This window comes from Streptomyces sp. NPDC059582, assembly GCF_042735715.1.
GTDB lineage: Bacteria > Actinomycetota > Actinomycetes > Streptomycetales > Streptomycetaceae > Streptomyces.
The window spans coordinates 1-15,869 of record NZ_JBHWCC010000037.1; the positions used below are offsets into that span (position 1 = coordinate 1).

Sequence of the window (15,869 nt, forward strand, 5' to 3'; positions counted from 1 at the left end):
TCCGACGACAGCGTCGGACGCCCGCGACAGCGACAGCGGCGGCCGCCCGCCGCCCTACAGGTACTTCTTCAGCTCCCGCCGCGCCAGCGACCGCTGGTGCACCTCGTCCGGGCCGTCGGCGATCATCAGGGTGCGGGCTCCCGCGTACAGCTCGGCCAGCGGGAAGTCCTGGCTGACGCCGCCGGCACCGTACAGCTGGATCGCCCGGTCGATGATGTCGACGACCGCGCGCGGGGTGGCGATCTTGATGGACTGGATCTCCGTGTGGGCGCCCCGGTTGCCGACCGTGTCCATCAGCCAGGCCGTCTTCAGCACCAGCAGCCGCAGCTGCTCGACGGTGACCCGGGCGTCCGCGATCCAGTTGTGGACCACGCCCTGCTGGGCCAGCGCCTTGCCGAAGGCGGTGCGGGCGACGGCCCGACGGCACATCAGCTCGATCGCCCGCTCGGCCATGCCGATCAGCCGCATGCAGTGATGGATACGGCCGGGACCGAGGCGGGCCTGGGCGATGGCGAAGCCGCCGCCCTCCTCGCCGATCAGGTTCGACACCGGCACGCGCGCGTGGTCGAAGACCACCTCGGCGTGGCCGCCGTGCGAGTGGTCCTCGTAGCCGAAGACCCGCATGGCGCGCTTGACCGTGACGCCCGGGGTGTCGCGCGGGACCAGCACCATGGACTGCTGACGGCGCGGGTCGGCGCCGTCCGGGTCCGTCTTGCCCATCACGATGAAGATCTTGCAGTCCGGGTTCATCGCCCCGGAGATGTACCACTTGCGGCCGGAGACGACGTACTCGTCACCGTCCCGCTCGATGTGGGTGGTGATGTTCGTGGCGTCGGACGACGCCACCTCCGGCTCGGTCATCGCGAACGCCGAGCGGATCTCACCGGCCAGCAGCGGCTCCAGCCACTGCTTCTTCTGCCGCTCGTCGCCGAACTGCGCGAGCACCTCCATGTTGCCGGTGTCCGGCGCGGCGCAGTTCAGCGCGGTGGGCGCCAGGTGCGGGGAGCGGCCGGTGATCTCGGCGAGCGGCGCGTACTGGAGGTTGGTGAGGCCGGCGCCGTACTCGGCGTCGGGCAGGAAGAGGTTCCACAGGCCCTGCCTGCGCGCCTCCGCCTTCAGTTCCTCCACCACGGCCGGGGTGTCCCACGGCGAGGCGAGCAGGGCGCGCTGCTCCTCGGCGACGGACTCGGCCGGGTAGACGTGCTCGTCCATGAAGGCGAGGAGCTTGGCGCGCAGTTCCTCGGTGCGGGCGTCGAACGCGAAGTCCATGTGGATCAGCCTTCCTGAAGACCGTCGTGGAGCGTGGTCAGGCCGTGCTCGATGAAGACGGGGACGAGTTCGCCGATGCGGTCGAAGCCGCGGCCGACGGTCTGGCCCAGCGTGTAGCGGTAGTGGATGCCCTCCAGGATCACCGCGAGCTTGAACCAGGCGAACGCGGTGTACCAGGAGACGGCCGAGACGTCGCGCCCGGAGCCGGCGGCGTACCGCTCGATCAGCTCGGCGGGCGTCGGGTGGCCCGGGGCCTCCGCGGTGGTGGAGACGGGCGAGTGGGGCAGGCCGAGCGGCATGCTGTACATCACCAGCAGGCCCAGGTCGGTCAGCGGATCGCCGAGCGTCGACATCTCCCAGTCGAGGATCGCCTTGATCGTGTCGTCCTCGCCGATCAACACGTTGTCGAGCCGGTAGTCGCCGTGCACGACGGCCGGGGCGGGGGAGTCGGGCAGCTCCCGGCCGAGCGCCGCGTGCAGCTCGTCGATCCCGGCCAGCTCGCGGCTGCGGGAGGCGTCCAGCTGCTTGCCCCAGCGCCGCAGCTGCCGGTCCAGGAAACCCTCGGGGCGGCCGAAGTCCGCCAGACCGACCTCGGCCGGGTCGACCGCGTGCAGTTCGACGAGGGTGTCGACGAGCGACAGCACCGCGTTCCGGGTGCGCTCGGCGCCGAGCGGTTCGAGCTGGTCGGCGGTGCGGTACGGGGTGCCCGTCACGAACTCCATGACGTAGAAGGGCGAACCGAGCACCTCCTCGTCCTCGCACAGCAGCACCGGGCGCGGCACCGGCACATTCGTCGGGTGCAGGGCGCTGATCACGCGGTGCTCGCGCTTCATGTCGTGTGCGGTGGCCAGGACATGGCCGAGCGGGGGACGCCGCAGGACCCACCGCGAGGTGCCGTCCGCGATCTCGTACGTCAGGTTCGACCGTCCTCCCTCGATCAGCCGGCCGGTGAGGGGGCCGCGCACCAGACCGGGGCGCTCGCGGTCGAGCAGTCCGCGCAACCGGTCGAGATCGAGTCCGGGCGGATGGTCGGGGCTCATACATCGCTCCTACGGGCGGGTGAACGTGACCCGACTCATGATGCCGACCGGTCGGTATGTCGTCCAGTGGGTGGGCCGAAGGTGATCGGGGCCACGATAGGCCGACGGCTCCCCGCGGGGGTTCGCGGGGAGCCGTGGAGGGCGACTTTCGCTCGACGGGTCGACGGGTCGACGGGTCGACGGGTCGACGGGTCGTCGGAGCGCCGGGGGGAGTGGTGGTCGGCGTCGGGGCGCCGGGGCCTCGTCAGGTCAGTGGTCGTCCCAGTGCCCGTCGTGCTCGGCGTGCCGATGGCCGTCGTGGAGGTAGTCGACGTGATCGCCGTGCTGCACGCGCGCGTGGCCGCAGTTCTCGCCGTGCCGGTGGTCGTGGCCGGTGTGCGCGGCGTGCCCGCCGGGCTCGCACTCGTCCCAGTGCCCCTCGTGCTCACGGTGCAGATGGCCGTCGTGCGCGTAGTCGACGTGGTCGCCGTGCTGCACGCGCGCGTGACCGCAGTCCGCGCCGTGGACGTGCGTGTGGGAGTCGTGTTCCTGGTGCAGGTTGGTCATGGTGCTCACCTTCGAGGTACGGGTGATGACGACGGACAGGCTGCCACGCGAACGCCGCATATCAGGACATCCGGCTTGCGTGGCGGCCGGGTAGCCCCGAGGGTCGGTCCCATGAAGGGCATCAGCTACAGCCGGTACGGCGGACCCGAGGTCATGGAGTACGGGGACGTCCGCGACCCGAAGGTCGGGCCCGACACGGTGCTGGTCAAGGTCCGGGCGGTGAGTGTCAATCCGGTCGACTGGAAGTGCCGCGAGGGCCACCTCGACGGGATCCTGGACACCGTCTTCCCGGTGATCCCGGGCTGGGACGTCTCGGGCGTGGTGGTGCAGCCCGGCATGTCCGTTCCGGAGTTCTCGGTCGGCGACGAGGTCATCGGCTACGTGCGCGAGGACTACCTCTCCCGGGGCACCTTCGCCGAGTACGTGGCCGCCCCGGTGCGCACCCTCGCCCGTAAGCCCCGCAACTTCTCCTTCGAGGAGGGCGCGGGGCTGCCCCTGACCGGGCTGACCGCCTACCAGGTGATCACGAAGGCGCTCGAGGTGAAGCGGGGCGAGACCGTCCTGGTGCACGCGGCGGCGGGCGGTGTCGGCTCGATCGCCGTCCAGTTGGCCCGTCACCTGGGTGCCCGGGTGATCGGGACGGCGAGCGAGGCCAACCACGACTTCGTGCGCGCGCTGGGCGGGGAACCCGTCACCTACGGCGAGGGCCTGGCGGAACGGGTACGCGCCCTGGCTCCCGACGGGGTGGACGCGGCCTTCGACACCATCGGCGGCGACACGACGAAGATCTCCGCGAACCTTCTGGCCCCCGAGGGCCGGCTCGCGTCGATCGCCGACCCGGACGTCGTCGACTACGGCGGCCGCTACTGCTTCGTGCGTCCTGACGCCGAGGACCTCGTGCGACTGACGGAACTCGCCGAACAGGGTGTGATCACGGTCCACGTGACGCGGACGTTCCCCCTGGAACGCGCGGCGGAGGCCTACCGCCTGAGCCAGGAGGGACACACCCGGGGCAAGATCGTGCTGACGGTGGAATGGGACGCGGAGGGCGACTAGGCACGGGGACGACGGGAGGCGGGCCCGGCCCTCGGAACGCCGGGCTTCCAGCTCGCGGGGAAGCGGGCAGCCGGGTCGCGGTGAAGCCGGGCGGCCGGGGCCTTTCGCGGCACCGGGCTGATCCGAACGGCAGACCCTAGACGACCAGTGCCGTCGCGCACACCGCCAGGGCGACCGTGCACAGGACCGCCGCCGTCGCGTGGCGTGCGGCCAGGGCCCGGGGGCGGGGGGTGTCGAGAGCGCGTACGCGGTGGTGCGCGATGAACAGGAAGGCCAGCCAGAGGGCGCAGCACAGGGCGCAGGCGACGATTCCGGCGGCCGTCGGCCCGCGGTGCAGGGAGGCCTTGACGGCGAGCACCGCGGCCACCGTGCTCGACAGCGTCGTGCGCCGCCAGGCGAGCCGGGTGCGCTCGGGCTGGAGCCCGGGGTCGCGCTCCGGCCGCGGGCCCGGGCCGGCGTCATGTCCGGGAGACGGCGTGGTGCCGGGGCATGGTTGCGGGGCAGGCTCGGGGGAAGGCGTGGCGGCGGGTTGTGGTTGCGGGGCAGGCTCGGGGGAGGGCGTGGCGGCGGGTTGTGGTTGCGGGGCAGGCTCGGGGGACGGTGTGCCGTCGGGGCGTGGTTCAGGGGAGGGCGTGGCGTCGGTCATCCGTCCCATCCGACCAGGACGACGATCACCATCGCGACGGCCACCACCGCGACGACCACGCCGAGCAGCGCCGGGAAGCGCGTCGCCGGCAGGTCCTCGCCCCGGCGCATCGCCCGCTCGCAGCGCACCCAGTGGTTGACCGCGCGCAGGGAGCACAGCGCCCCCGCCGCGAGCAGCGCCAGCGCGAGTCCGACCCGCCAGGCCCAGCGCAGGTCCGGCAGGAACTGGTCCACCGCGAATCCGCCGCCGATCAGCGCGAGGGCGGTGCGCAGCCAGGCCAGGAAGGTGCGCTCGTTCGCCAGCGAGAACCGGTAGTCGGGCGTGCCGCCTTCCTCGCGGATCTGCTGGGGGGCGAACCACAACCGGACGTTCCGTGCGAACTCGATCACCCGCAGGACACTACCGGGGGGCCGTCCGGGCGGCGCTCCCCGGCCCGGCGCGGCAGGCACCGGCCACCCCGGCCCAGTCCCGGGCCCGGTACGCCCTGAACCCGTTTTCCCGGTCCCGGCCCGGTACGCCCTGAACCCGCTCCCCGTCCCGGCCCGCTCAGCCCCGGGCCCGGTACGACCTGAGCCGTTCGTACGCCGCCAGCCCGTCCGGCACCCACTCCCACACGTCGAGGCGCCGCTCGACCTCCTCCTCGGGCAGGAAGTCGTGCCAGTCGACCTCCTCCACCTGGGGGTGCACGGGCAGGTCGCAGTGGACCTCGTAGACGGCCGACCACCAGCTGTGGCCGGCGGTGTCGGAGTACAGGAACTTGAAGAGGAACTCCGGGCGGGGCAGTCCGCTCACGCCGAGTTCCTCCTCCGCCTCCCGCAGAGCCGCGTCGTCGTAGGCCTCGCCCGCGCCGACCACCCCGCCGACGAACATGTCGTAGAGGGAGGGGAAGACCAGCTTGGTGGGGGTGCGGCGGTGGACGAAGAGACGGCCGGCCCGGTCGCGGGCCTGGACGAAGACGCAGCGGTGCCGCAGGCCCCGCGCGTAGGCCTCGCCGCGGGGTGACCGTCCGATGACCTGGTCGTGCTCGTCGACGATGTCGAGGATCTCGTCAGCAGCGCTCATGGGCCCATCCAAGCAGGGCCCCGGTGAGGGGTCAGCGCGGTTGCAGGTCCCGGACCCGCTCGGGCTTGCCCGTGCCGCTCGGCATCGCCGGGTGCAGGCCCAGCAGGACGATGCCGACGACGATCGCCGCGAGTCCGGCCGCCTCCCAGGCCAGCGCGCCCGTGTCGGTGCGCAGCCGGTCGCCGAGGAAGCCCACGCCGCAGAGGATCCCGGCCAGCGGCTGGGCCGCGGTCAGAGCGGGCAGCGACATCCGCAGGGGCGCCGTCTCGAACGCGCTCTGGACCAGCACCAGGCCGGTCACGCCGAGCACCAGCACGGTGTACGGCTGCCAACTGGTCAATACCTCGGCGAGGCCGCCCTCGGAGAAGCGCTGACCGGTGACCCGCGTCAGCGCGTCCTGCACGCCGTACAGCAGGCCGGCCGCCACGGCCAGCAGCAGCGGGCCCGCGCTCATCCGTGACCGTTTCGCCCAGGTCGTCAGCAGCAGCGCGACACCGATCATGGCGCCGATGATGAGCCAGTGCCGGAGCGGATCGGTGATGGCGTGGCCGCCGCGCGGCTCACCGGCCAGGATGAACGCGGTCACACCGCCCGCGAGCAGCATCAGGCCCGCCCAGCCCTGGCGGCCGAGCGGCTGGCGGGTCTGGTGACGGGACAGGGCCAGCGCGAACAGCAGGTTCGTCGCGAGCAGGGGCTCCACCAGGGAGATCTCGCCCTTGCCGAGCGCTATCGCGCCCAGCACCAGGCCGGCCACCATCAGCGCGATGCCGCCCAGCCAGCGAGGCACCCTCATCAGGTCCAGCAGCAGCCGGGGCGAGAGGAAGTCGCTCAGGGGTGCCTTCTCGGCCACGTTCTGCTGGAGCACGAACCCGAAGCCGAGGCAACAGGCCGCACTCACGGCGAGAATCAGTACCAGAACCGACACGCTGCGTACCTCGATCATCCGGCCGGGCCACGGGGTCGTCGATGGCCGACTCTAGCGGCCCAGGGCTCTCGGTGCCCCTGGGAGTACCCGGAAACGTCGCCTCCGGCGGTGCCCGGAACCCGGGCGGTTGACGCGACTGCGGTACCCGGTCGATCACGGGTGGCTGCGCGGCCGTAGCGCCATCGTCCGTTGCCCCGCGCCTTGACGCCATGGCCTACGCCACATTCATGACACCGAGTGCCACATTCATGGCGGCGAAACCCGCCCGCGGCCCGCTTCCCGTCCGTCCCGTTGATCACAAGTCCCCTGCACCCAGGGTAAGTTGACGCGTTCCATGTTCCCGCGGTGCTTGACTGTATGCGTCGGCTGAGGGTTTGCTGTGCGTGATCGGCCCAGGGCGGGGCCGGTACCCGCCCGCGCAGCGCGAGGAAGCGCGCGCGGCGGCGCGAGGCGACACGAAGCCGTGCTGGACAGCACGAAGGCGTGCGAGCGACACGAGGAGCACGAGGTAAGTCCCGCGGTGTCTCCCTTACCCCCGCCTTCCCTCGACCACGACGGCTCGTATTCGGGTGACCACGACGGCCCCGGCCCGGGCCGGGCCTTCGCCGCCGCCCTGGACGACACCGAACTCGCGATGGCCTGCGCCTCTCTGGGGCAGGGGCGGTGGCAGGCCGTTCGCTCACTCTTGCTCCGTACGGGTGACGACTGGGAACGGCGCGGCCATCGCGTGACCGTCCTCGCCCGGGATCCGCACAGCGCCTCCGGGGCCCGCGACTGGCTGCGCGCCGATCCCGGCTCCGCCGACGCCGCCGTCCTGCTCGCCGTGGCCCTGGTCCGGCGCGCGCCGCGCGGCGGGGAGCGGCCGGACCGCGCCCGCGACGCCTGCCGTGCCGCCGCCGCGCTCGCGCCGGCCGACCCCACCCCGTGGCTCGGCCTGCTCCTGCTGGAACGCACGCTCGGCGGCGACCAGGACACGGCCGAGGCCTTCGAGGAGGTCCGCAAACGCTGCCCGGACCACCACCACGCCCACCATCTGCTGGTCGCCCGGCTCGCCGAGCGCCGCGCCCCCGCCGGTCCCGACGCGCATCACGAGGTCTACGACTTCGCCGACGGGTCCGCCGAGCGGGCGCCCGCCGACTCCCCGCTGGCGATCCTGCCGGTCGTCGCACGCGCCGAGCGCTACCGCGTGCTGGCCGCCGCCGGTGCCGAATCCGCCGACCCGGCCGCCTCGGAGCACTGGACCGGCCACCGGGCCCGGCAGGCGGCACGGGCGGCGTTCGACTGGTGGCTGGAGTGGGAGCACGACGGCCACCCCCGACACCTGGTCGATCTCAATTTCCTCGCCCACGCCAAGCACTGCGCGGGCCGCACCGCCGAGGCCGCCGCCCTGTTCCGGCGCATCGGCGAGCACGGCACCCGCGCACCCTGGGCGTATCCGGACCGCGACCCCCGCGCGGCCTTCCGCGCCGCCCGCGACCACGCGCTCGGCGGCTGGTGACCCCGGTGGTGACCCCGGTGGTGACCCCGTGCCCGGAGGCCGGTTCTCGAGAGGTGGGTGAGAAGTGGTTACGGAAGTCTGACGGGCCGCCGCGATGCCTGGCCCCACCGGGGTCGCGGGTGTTCGAATGAGGGGGTGACTTCAGAACCACCCGAGGAACAGCACGGCACACCGGTCGGCCGCCGGGTCTTCCTCGGCACCCTGGGCCTCGGCGCCCTGGGCGTGATCACCGCGCCCACACTGCAACGCGGCCTGGAGTCCTTCCTCGGCGGCGCCGCCGACAAGGACCCGACGGGACTGACGGGTCTGCTGCCGAACGGCGGCGGCTTCCGGTACTACTCCGTCACCTCCTCCGTCCCCCACAAGGACGCCGCGAACTACCGCCTCACCATCGACGGCCTGGTCGACCACCCCACCAGCTACACCCTGGCCGACCTGCGTGCCCTGCCCCAGACCCGGATGGTCAAGGACGTCCAGTGCGTCACCGGCTGGCGCGTCCCGGGGACCCCGTTCGAGGGCGTGCGCCTGTCCCGGCTGCTCGACGCCGCCGGAGTGCGGGCGAAGGGCGCGGCCGTCCGCTTCACCTGCTTCGACGGCGCGTACACCGAGAGCCTCACCCTCGACCAGGCCCGCCGCGCCGACGTCCTGATCGCCCTGCGCATGCAGGACAAGGACCTGGGCCACGAGCACGGCGGCCCGGTCCGCCTCTACGTCGCGCCCATGTACTTCTACAAGTCCGCCAAGTGGCTCTCCGGCATCACCGTCACCGAGGACGTCCACCCCGGCTACTGGGAGGACCGCGGCTACGACGTCGACGCCTGGGTGGGCCGATCGAACGGACGGGACGATGACCCTACGAGCTGAAGCGCCCGTCGCGCCGGGCCGTGTCCACCGCTTCACCCGCGCCGAACGGTGGGTGCACCGCACCACGGCCGTGCTGATGGGCGTCTGCGTGGTGACGGCCGCCTGCCTGTACGTCCCCGAGTTCGCCGAGCTGGTCGGCCGCCGGGAGCTGGTGGTCCGGATCCACGAGTGGGCCGGGCTCGCGCTGCCCGTGCCCGTCCTGGCCGGTCTCGCCTCCCGTGCCTTCCGCGCCGACCTGGGACACCTCAACCGCTTCGGACCGTACGACCGGGTCTGGCTGCGCGCGGCACTGCGCCGGGACCGGCGCCGCGCGTCCCGTCCGGCGGGCAAGTTCAACGCCGGCCAGAAGATCTACGCGGCCTGGATCGCCGGGGCCGTGCTGGTGATGCTCGGCACCGGCCTGCTGATGTGGTTCACGCACCTGGCGCCCCTGCTCTGGCGCACCAGCGCGACCTTCGTGCACGACTGGCTCGCCCTCACCATCGGCATCGTCGTGGCCGGCCACATCGGTATGGCCCTGGGCGATCCGGAGGCCCGCCGGGGCATGCGGACCGGATCGGTGAGCCCGCGATGGGCCGAGCGGGAGCACCCGCACTGGCGCCCGTGAGCCCGCGCGGGAGCCGGAGCCGGGTGCGGGCGTTCACGGCCGGGTGGCGGGCGCGGGCGAGGGTGACGTCCGCGGTGCGGTCGTCGAGGAGACGACGGGGGAGGGGCTGGGCGAGACGTCCGGGTCGACCAGAGTGAAGGCGTCCTTGAAGGTGGCCCGCTGCTCGGGCCGATCGCCGTACGCGACGGTCACGTCCACCGACCGGGGGTGACCGGACGGCTGCTCGTGAGGCGTGGGGACGAAGGCGTCGAAGGTCATCCGGTCGCCGGGCTCCGACGCGTGGTCGGGCTGGTCCCCGGGGAAGGAGACCGGCGTTCCCCCGATGAAGACGACACGCTGCCCGCTCAGCAGCTCGCCCTTGTCGAAGAACGTGCCGCGGAGCCTGATCCTCGCCACATCGCCGGGCTTCGCCACGTGGTCGTCGCCCACGGACACCGACACGATCTCGAAGTCGCAGGCGCTCTCACCGCTGCCCGGCGACGAAGCCGTCAGACGTACCGTCGTCGACGGGTGCTGCCGGTGGAAACGCAGGAGGTCACCCAGCGCGCTGTAGGCGGTGGCGCCCTTGCAGTCGGTCAGCGCGTCCTTGACCGCCGCGTGGTCCTCGGCCGCCCGCCGCCAGCTGCCGCCTTCGCCCTGCACGGCCAGACACGCCTCGGCCAGCCCGTGCAGGACCTTCCAGGCGGGCTCGTCGTTCTCCGCGGTCCGATCGCGTACGGCCGCGCACCGGGAGGGATCCTCGCCGAGGGTGTCGTAGAGGCTTTCAGGGTCGGGCGTCCGCTCGGTGTTCGGCGAGTGCGGCCCCCACGGGAGCCACCCGAACCCGGCGATGTGTCCACCGCCGCCGGCGCTGCCGGAGCCGTCGGGGCCGCCGCCCCCGCTGGAGCCGCCGGAACTCCCGGCCCCGGAAGTGGAGCTCGATCCGCCGTCGCGGTCGTCCTCGCCGCCGTTTTCCACGGCGTGGTTCGGTGACGGCGTCCACGTCGGGGTGCCGCCGGCGGTCGCGTCGCCCCGGCCGCCCCGCGGGTCGCCGTCCGGGGCACCGCCCGATAAGCCGCCCGCGGTGCCGGTGCCGGACGAATCGTTTCGGTCGTCGCCGCCGTACGCGACCGTGGTGACGATCGCCAAGGTCCCCGCCAGGCACACCACCGCGACGCGCACTCCCAGTGAAGCCGCCATGACGCCCCCGAAGTCATCGCAGGAGAGGACTCACCATCATGGGACCTCCACCGCGCCACGGGAAGACGCTTCGCCCAGGCAGGGACGACAACGACTCACCGTGGCGCAGGTGGCGACGTCCGGCGGGTCCCAGCGGCTGCGGCGCGGTCGGCGGCGGGGCTGCGGCCGTCGGCGGCGCCGCGTGGAGCCAGGGCCCAGGGCGAGACACGGCCTAATGCCGCAGCAGGCGACGTTCGCCCCGTCGCGACGCCCGGCACGCCCTCTCGCCGCACCGGCCGAAGCCCACGTACGCCCAGTACGAGGACTTCCGGCCGGCCCGCCGGGGAGCACGCACCGGACGCCGCTCCTTCACGGGCGAACGTTGCCTGCCACGGCCCTAGATCAACAGCGACAGCAGCAGGACCAGAGCGCCGCCGACCACGGAGATGATCGTCTCCATGACGGACCACGTCTTGATCGTCTGGCCGACGCTCAGCCCGAAGTACTCCTTCACCAGCCAGAAGCCGGCGTCGTTGACATGGCTGAAGAAGAGCGAACCCGTGCCGATGGCGAGGACCAATAGGGCCGCGTGGGTCGTCGACATGTCGGCGGCCAGCGGCGCGACCAGCCCGGCCGCGGAGATGGTGGCGACGGTCGCCGAGCCGGTCGCCAGCCGGATCGCCACCGCGATCAGCCAGGCCAGCAGCAGGGCGGGGATCGACCAGTCCTTGGAGATGTCCAGGATCATCTGGCCCACACCGGAGTCGATCAGCGTCTGCTTGAAGCCGCCGCCCGCGCCGACGATCAGCAGGATGCCCGCGATCGGGGCGAGGGACTTCTCGACCGTCGTCGACAGCCGGTCCTTGGTGAACCCGGCGGCCCGGCCCAGCGTGAACATGCCCACGATGACGGCCGTGAGCAGGGCGATCAGCGGCGAGCCGATGACGTCGAAGACGCGCTGCACCTTGTGCGCGGGGTCGTCCACGATGATGTCGACCAGCGCCTTGGACAGCATCAGGGCGACCGGCAGCAGCATGGTGGCCAGGGTGGCGCCGAAGCCCGGGCGTCGCTCCAGGTCCTCGGAGGCGCGCGGCGGGAGCATCCGGTCCGGGACCGGGACGTCCACCCAGCGGGCGGCGACCTTCGAGAACAGCGGACCGGCGATGATCACCGTGGGAATCGCGACGACTATGCCCAGGAGCAGCGTGACGCCGAGGTTGGCCTTGACGGCGTCGATCGCGACGAGCGGACCGGGGTGCGGCGGGATCAGTCCGTGCATGACCGACAGGCCGGCCAGCGCCGGGATGCCGATCCGCATCAGGGAGTAGTTGCCACGCTTGGCGACCATCAGCACCACGGGGATCAGCAGCACGATGCCGACCTCGAAGAACAGCGGCAGACCGATCACCGAGGCGATCAGCACCATCGCCCAGGGCATGGCCCGGCCGCTCGTCCTGGCGAGGATCGTGTCGACGACCTGGTCGGCGCCACCGGAGTCGGCCAGCAGCCGGCCCAGGATCGCGCCGAGCGCGATCAGTACGCCCACGCCGGCAACGGTCGAGCCGAGCCCGGTGGTGAAGCTGAGGATGGCCTTGTCGAGCGGTGCGCCGGCGAACGCCCCCAGCGCGAGTGACCCGATGGTCAGCGCCAGGAAGGCGTGCAGTTTGAACTTGGTGATGAGCAGGACGATGACGGCGATTCCTGCCAGCACGGCGATGCCCAGCTGGGCATCGCCGGCCGAGGTGATCGGCTCGACGCTGTCCGCTGCCAGCATCTCGACGCTGAGTCTGGTCACGGGGGTTTCCCTTGGAGACGGAGGGGGTGGGGATGAGGGTTTACTGCGTGGAGGTGCGGGACGGTGCGCCCCGGCCGAAGTCGTCCAGCGCGGCCGTGGCGCGCGCCGTGATCTCCTCGGGTCCGCCGGCGACGTCCACGGTGACTCCCGCTTCGTCCGCCTGGAGCGGCTGGAGCGTGGCGAACTGGGAGTCCAGCAGTGCCGTCGGCATGAAGTGACCCTGCCGGTGCGACATCCGGTCCTCGACGAGGGCACGGTCGCCCGCGAGGTGTACGAAGACCAGGCCGGGGGCCGAGGCCCGCAGCCGGTCGCGGTAGGACCGCTTCAGCGCGGAACAGCTGACCACCCCGCCGAGCCCCGCCCGCTCCTGGGCCCAGACGCCGATGGCGTCCAGCCACGGCCACCGGTCCTCGTCGGTGAGCGGGACGCCGGCCGACATCTTGGCGATGTTGGCCGGGGGATGGAAGTCGTCGCCCTCGGCGTACGGAACGCCGAGACGGGCGGCGAGCAGGGGACCGATGGTGGTCTTTCCCGTGCCCGCGACCCCCATGACCACGACAACCTGCGGGGTACTCATGACTGCCTCACTGTCTTCGTCGACACCTGGTGTCGACCACACTGAAACCGATTAGGTACGACGAATTCAAGTGTCTGTGATGAATAAGTCTGACTTTTTAGCTCCGTGATCCACCCCGTACTCTGAGTACATGACCACTTCAGACCGGGGGCTGCACGGCCGTGTACTGGACGCCCTCGGCCCCGCGATCACCGCGGGCGAGTACCCGTCGGGCAGTGTCCTGCGTACCGACGAGCTGGCGCAGCGCTTCGAGGTGTCACGCTCCGTGATGCGCGAGGCGGTGCGGGTGCTGGAGTCCATGCACCTCGTCGAGTCCCGCCGCCGGGTGGGCGTGACCGTCCTGCCCACGGCCGAGTGGAACGTCTACGACCCTCAGGTCATCCGCTGGCGGCTGGCCGGCGCCGACCGGCCGCGCCAGCTGCGCTCGCTCACCGTCCTGCGCTCCGCGGTCGAACCGGTCGCGGCGGGCCTGGCCGCGAAGTTCGCCACACCGGAGCAGTGCGCCGAACTCACCGAGTGCGCCCTCGGCATGGTGGCCAACTCGCGCGGCCACCGCCTGGAGGGCTACCTCGTCCACGACATCGCCTTCCACCGGGTGATCCTGAACGCCTCCGGCAACGAGATGTTCGCCCGCCTCGGCGACGTCGTCGCCGAGGTGCTGGCGGGCCGCACCCATCACGAGGTCATGTTCGAGGACCCCGACCCGGCCGCCGTCACCCTGCACGTGCAGGTCGCGGAGGCGGTACGCGAGGGGGACGCGGCACGCGCCCAGGAGCTGACCCAGCAGATCGCGGAGGGTGCGCTCCAGGAGCTGGACATCCTGGCGCCCTGACCGGACAGCGGACCGCGGCCCCGCGCCGCTCAGCACGTCAGCCCCCTCAGCCCGTGCAGTCAGCCCGTTCTGTTCGTCGGCCCGCTCAGTTCGTCAGTCCGCGCGGCTCTCCGCGTCCAGGAACTCCCCGTCCACGTAGACCCAGGCCCCGTCGACCCGCTCGAACCGGCTGCGCTCGTGCAGCGAGCCGCCCCGGTAGGAGGCCCGGAAGGTCACGGTCCCGGAGGTGTGGAAGGCCGTGCCGTCCGCCGTCCCCAGGATCTCCAGCCCGGTCCACCGCGTCCCCGGGTCGAGGTCCACCCGGGCCGGCCGGGTCCGCGGGTGCCAGGTCCGCAGCAGATACCCCTCGTCGCGCCGCACGAAGGCGCTGTAGCGCGACCGCATGAGCGCCTCGGCGGTGGGCGCCGCGGCCGCACCCCGGTGGAACCGGCCGCAGCATCCCTCGTACGTCCCCCCGAGACCGCAGGGGCAGGCGGGGACGTCGGCGGGGCCGGAGGCGCTGTGGCGCCGCGGATGCGGGGTGCGTCGGGACATGACCCCCATTCTGCTGCACCGTCACCCGGGCCGCGGTGGTGGGCCTGACGGGCCGCCGCCCCGCGCTACGGCACGGGCAGTGGCGGCAGCGCCGCCCCGTAGACCCAGGCGTGGAACAGGTCGTCCAGCGGTTCGGCCGCGAAGCGCGCCGCGTGCGCGATGAACGTCGTGGTCGACACCGCGCCGCCCCGGTGCAGAACGGCCCAGCCGCGCAGCATCCGGAAGAACGCGTCGTCGCCCAGCGCGCACCGCACCGCGTGCACGGTGAGCCCGCCGCGCTCGTACAGCCGGTCGTCGAACATCGACTTGCGTCCCGGATCGGCCAGCCGCAGGTCCTGCGGCATCGCGGACAGCAAGCGATGTGCCGCGGCCGCGAGTTGATGCGTGCTGCGGCCGCCCGAACGCTCCGACCACAGCCACTCGGCGTACTTCGCGAAGCCCTCGTTGAGCCAGATGTGCCGCCAGTCGGCGATGGACACGCTGTTGCCGAACCACTGGTGCGCCAGCTCGTGCGCCACCAGCCGCTCCCAACCCCGCTCCCCGTTCACATGGTTGGCGCCGAACAGCGACAAACCCTGGGCCTCGACCGGCACATCGAGCTCCTCCTCCGTCACGACGACCGCGTACTCGTCGAACGGATACGGCCCGAACAGCCGCTGGAACAGCTCCATCATCTGGGGCTGGCGCGCGAAGTCCCGGGAGAACTCCGGCAGCATCTGCGCCGGTATGTGCCCGTGCTGCGGCACCCCGCCGAGCCCCGGATCGCCCAGCAGCACCGTCTGGTACTTGCCGATCGCCAGCCCGACCAGATAGCTGGACGTCGGCGCGGACTGCTCGTAGACCCAGGTGGTCGTCGAGGACTTCGTGGTCCTGGTGAGCAGGCGCCCGCCCGCCACCACCGCGTACGCGGACGGCGTGGTGACCGAGATCTGGTACGAGGCCTTGTCGGCGGGACGGTCGTTGCACGGGTACCAGGACGGCGCCCCGACCGGCTGGCTGGCCACCAGCGCCCCGTCCGCCAGCTCCTCCCAGCCGAGGCCGCCCCAGGGGCTGCCGACCGGCTTGGGGTTGCCGGACCAGTGCACCTCCACGGTGAAGGCGGCCCCGGGCCGCACCGGCTTGGCGGGACGTATGCGCAGCCGGTCGCCGCGGTGCGTGTAGTGCGGCTGCCGGCCGTCCACCCGGACCCGGCCGATCCTGAAGTCGGCCAGGTTGAGCTGGAACTCGGTGAGCGCGACCCGGCCGGCGATCGCGTTGATCCGGGCCGTGCCGGTCAGCCGGTTCGGACCCGGGCGGTAGTCCAGCGCGAGTTCATAGCGGTGCACCCGGTAGCGGGCGTCGCCGTTGTCCGGGAAGTACGGGTCCGGGCCCACTGACTGCTGAACTGCCACTGCCGTGTCCGCTCCCTGCGCTGTGCTGGTCCTCCGTGCCGGTGCTGCGTCGCCCACCGGCTCCGAGTG

The 15,869-nt window shown here is 72.4% G+C and carries 16 protein-coding genes and 1 pseudogene; 5 read left to right on the top strand and 12 right to left on the bottom strand.

Annotated features, from left to right (window positions below; translation table 11 throughout):
- Positions 1 to 54 precede the first annotated feature (54 nt).
- The 3 genes from ACFV0T_RS27610 to ACFV0T_RS27620 all read right to left on the bottom strand — a co-directional run bounded on the left by ACFV0T_RS27610 (position 55) and on the right by ACFV0T_RS27620 (position 2,855).
- Positions 55 to 1,269 carry an acyl-CoA dehydrogenase family protein gene (locus ACFV0T_RS27610; protein WP_385784528.1) on the bottom strand — a complete coding sequence of 405 codons (1,215 nt, stop codon included), beginning with the start codon at positions 1,267 to 1,269 and terminating at the stop codon, positions 55 to 57.
- A gap of 5 nt (positions 1,270 to 1,274) precedes the next feature.
- Entirely contained in the window at positions 1,275 to 2,309 is a 1,035-nt protein-coding gene (locus ACFV0T_RS27615) for a phosphotransferase family protein (RefSeq protein WP_385784531.1), read from the bottom strand.
- Positions 2,310 to 2,558: 249 nt separating this feature from the next.
- On the bottom strand, positions 2,559 to 2,855 hold the full coding sequence (locus tag ACFV0T_RS27620; protein WP_385784534.1) for a hypothetical protein: 297 nt from the start codon (positions 2,853 to 2,855) through the stop codon (positions 2,559 to 2,561).
- A gap of 111 nt (positions 2,856 to 2,966) precedes the next feature.
- Here ACFV0T_RS27620 and ACFV0T_RS27625 point away from each other — a divergent pair, with 111 nt between their 5' ends.
- Entirely contained in the window at positions 2,967 to 3,911 is a 945-nt protein-coding gene (locus ACFV0T_RS27625) for an NADP-dependent oxidoreductase (RefSeq protein ID WP_385784536.1), read from the top strand.
- Between the two features lie 136 nt (positions 3,912 to 4,047).
- Here the strand turns inward: ACFV0T_RS27625 and ACFV0T_RS27630 are convergent.
- The 4 genes and pseudogenes from ACFV0T_RS27630 to ACFV0T_RS27645 all read right to left on the bottom strand — a co-directional run.
- Positions 4,048 to 4,350, bottom strand: a pseudogene (locus ACFV0T_RS27630) (DUF202 domain-containing protein); the annotation flags it as partial.
- 203 nt (positions 4,351 to 4,553) lie between these two features.
- Positions 4,554 to 4,946, bottom strand: coding sequence for a YidH family protein (locus ACFV0T_RS27635; protein ID WP_385784539.1), 393 nt, complete (start codon positions 4,944 to 4,946; stop codon positions 4,554 to 4,556).
- 157 nt (positions 4,947 to 5,103) lie between these two features.
- On the bottom strand, positions 5,104 to 5,619 hold the full coding sequence (locus ACFV0T_RS27640) for an NUDIX hydrolase (RefSeq protein WP_385784542.1): 516 nt from the start codon (positions 5,617 to 5,619) through the stop codon (positions 5,104 to 5,106).
- A 31-nt stretch (positions 5,620 to 5,650) separates the two neighbouring features.
- Positions 5,651 to 6,544 carry a DMT family transporter gene (locus ACFV0T_RS27645; protein ID WP_385784545.1) on the bottom strand — a complete coding sequence of 298 codons (894 nt, stop codon included), beginning with the start codon at positions 6,542 to 6,544 and terminating at the stop codon, positions 5,651 to 5,653.
- 520 nt (positions 6,545 to 7,064) lie between these two features.
- Here ACFV0T_RS27645 and ACFV0T_RS27650 point away from each other — a divergent pair.
- The 3 genes from ACFV0T_RS27650 to ACFV0T_RS27660 all read left to right on the top strand — a co-directional run bounded on the left by ACFV0T_RS27650 (position 7,065) and on the right by ACFV0T_RS27660 (position 9,513).
- Positions 7,065 to 8,042 carry a hypothetical protein gene (locus ACFV0T_RS27650; protein WP_385784547.1) on the top strand — a complete coding sequence of 326 codons (978 nt, stop codon included), beginning with the start codon at positions 7,065 to 7,067 and terminating at the stop codon, positions 8,040 to 8,042.
- A 135-nt stretch (positions 8,043 to 8,177) separates the two neighbouring features.
- Positions 8,178 to 8,906 (top strand): molybdopterin-dependent oxidoreductase, encoded by a 729-nt coding sequence (locus ACFV0T_RS27655; RefSeq protein WP_385784550.1) that lies wholly within the window; start codon positions 8,178 to 8,180, stop codon positions 8,904 to 8,906.
- A complete protein-coding gene (locus ACFV0T_RS27660; protein WP_385784552.1) occupies positions 8,890 to 9,513 on the top strand; it encodes a cytochrome b/b6 domain-containing protein in 624 nt (207 codons plus the stop codon). Before ACFV0T_RS27655 ends, ACFV0T_RS27660 begins: the two co-directional genes overlap by 17 nt.
- Positions 9,514 to 9,546: 33 nt before the next feature.
- Here the strand turns inward: ACFV0T_RS27660 and ACFV0T_RS27665 are convergent, their stop codons facing one another.
- From ACFV0T_RS27665 to ACFV0T_RS27675, 3 genes are all read right to left on the bottom strand, one after another.
- Positions 9,547 to 10,692, bottom strand: coding sequence for a hypothetical protein (locus ACFV0T_RS27665; protein WP_385784555.1), 1,146 nt, complete (start codon positions 10,690 to 10,692; stop codon positions 9,547 to 9,549).
- Positions 10,693 to 11,068: 376 nt separating this feature from the next.
- On the bottom strand, positions 11,069 to 12,466 hold the full coding sequence (locus ACFV0T_RS27670; RefSeq protein WP_385784558.1) for a gluconate:H+ symporter: 1,398 nt from the start codon (positions 12,464 to 12,466) through the stop codon (positions 11,069 to 11,071).
- A gap of 40 nt (positions 12,467 to 12,506) precedes the next feature.
- Positions 12,507 to 13,043 carry a gluconokinase gene (locus ACFV0T_RS27675; RefSeq protein ID WP_385784560.1) on the bottom strand — a complete coding sequence of 179 codons (537 nt, stop codon included), beginning with the start codon at positions 13,041 to 13,043 and terminating at the stop codon, positions 12,507 to 12,509.
- A gap of 130 nt (positions 13,044 to 13,173) precedes the next feature.
- On the opposite strand from ACFV0T_RS27675, the gene ACFV0T_RS27680 reads away from it, so the two are divergent.
- Positions 13,174 to 13,875 carry a FadR/GntR family transcriptional regulator gene (locus ACFV0T_RS27680; RefSeq protein WP_385784562.1) on the top strand — a complete coding sequence of 234 codons (702 nt, stop codon included), beginning with the start codon at positions 13,174 to 13,176 and terminating at the stop codon, positions 13,873 to 13,875.
- Between the two features lie 93 nt (positions 13,876 to 13,968).
- On the opposite strand, the gene ACFV0T_RS27685 is transcribed toward ACFV0T_RS27680, so the two are convergent.
- Positions 13,969 to 14,409 (bottom strand): YchJ family protein, encoded by a 441-nt coding sequence (locus tag ACFV0T_RS27685; RefSeq protein ID WP_385784565.1) that lies wholly within the window; start codon positions 14,407 to 14,409, stop codon positions 13,969 to 13,971.
- A gap of 65 nt (positions 14,410 to 14,474) precedes the next feature.
- Positions 14,475 to 15,800 carry a M1 family metallopeptidase gene (locus ACFV0T_RS27690; protein ID WP_385784568.1) on the bottom strand — a complete coding sequence of 442 codons (1,326 nt, stop codon included), beginning with the start codon at positions 15,798 to 15,800 and terminating at the stop codon, positions 14,475 to 14,477.
- Between the last annotated feature and the right edge of the window lie 69 nt (positions 15,801 to 15,869).

What these genes read in the sequence shown, in the direction of transcription:
- ACFV0T_RS27685 (WP_385784565.1), bottom strand. Translation starts at nt 14,409, where the DNA reads ATGTCCCGACGCACCCCGCATCCGCGGCGCCACAGCGCCTCCGGCCCC.
- ACFV0T_RS27610 (WP_385784528.1), bottom strand. Translation starts at nt 1,269, where the DNA reads ATGGACTTCGCGTTCGACGCCCGCACCGAGGAACTGCGCGCCAAGCTC.
- ACFV0T_RS27625 (WP_385784536.1), top strand. Translation starts at nt 2,967, where the DNA reads ATGAAGGGCATCAGCTACAGCCGGTACGGCGGACCCGAGGTCATGGAG.
- ACFV0T_RS27660 (WP_385784552.1), top strand. Translation starts at nt 8,890, where the DNA reads ATGACCCTACGAGCTGAAGCGCCCGTCGCGCCGGGCCGTGTCCACCGC.
- ACFV0T_RS27665 (WP_385784555.1), bottom strand. Translation starts at nt 10,692, where the DNA reads ATGGCGGCTTCACTGGGAGTGCGCGTCGCGGTGGTGTGCCTGGCGGGG.
- ACFV0T_RS27620 (WP_385784534.1), bottom strand. Translation starts at nt 2,855, where the DNA reads ATGACCAACCTGCACCAGGAACACGACTCCCACACGCACGTCCACGGC.
- ACFV0T_RS27640 (WP_385784542.1), bottom strand. Translation starts at nt 5,619, where the DNA reads ATGAGCGCTGCTGACGAGATCCTCGACATCGTCGACGAGCACGACCAG.
- ACFV0T_RS27680 (WP_385784562.1), top strand. Translation starts at nt 13,174, where the DNA reads ATGACCACTTCAGACCGGGGGCTGCACGGCCGTGTACTGGACGCCCTC.
- ACFV0T_RS27615 (WP_385784531.1), bottom strand. Translation starts at nt 2,309, where the DNA reads ATGAGCCCCGACCATCCGCCCGGACTCGATCTCGACCGGTTGCGCGGA.
- ACFV0T_RS27675 (WP_385784560.1), bottom strand. Translation starts at nt 13,043, where the DNA reads ATGAGTACCCCGCAGGTTGTCGTGGTCATGGGGGTCGCGGGCACGGGA.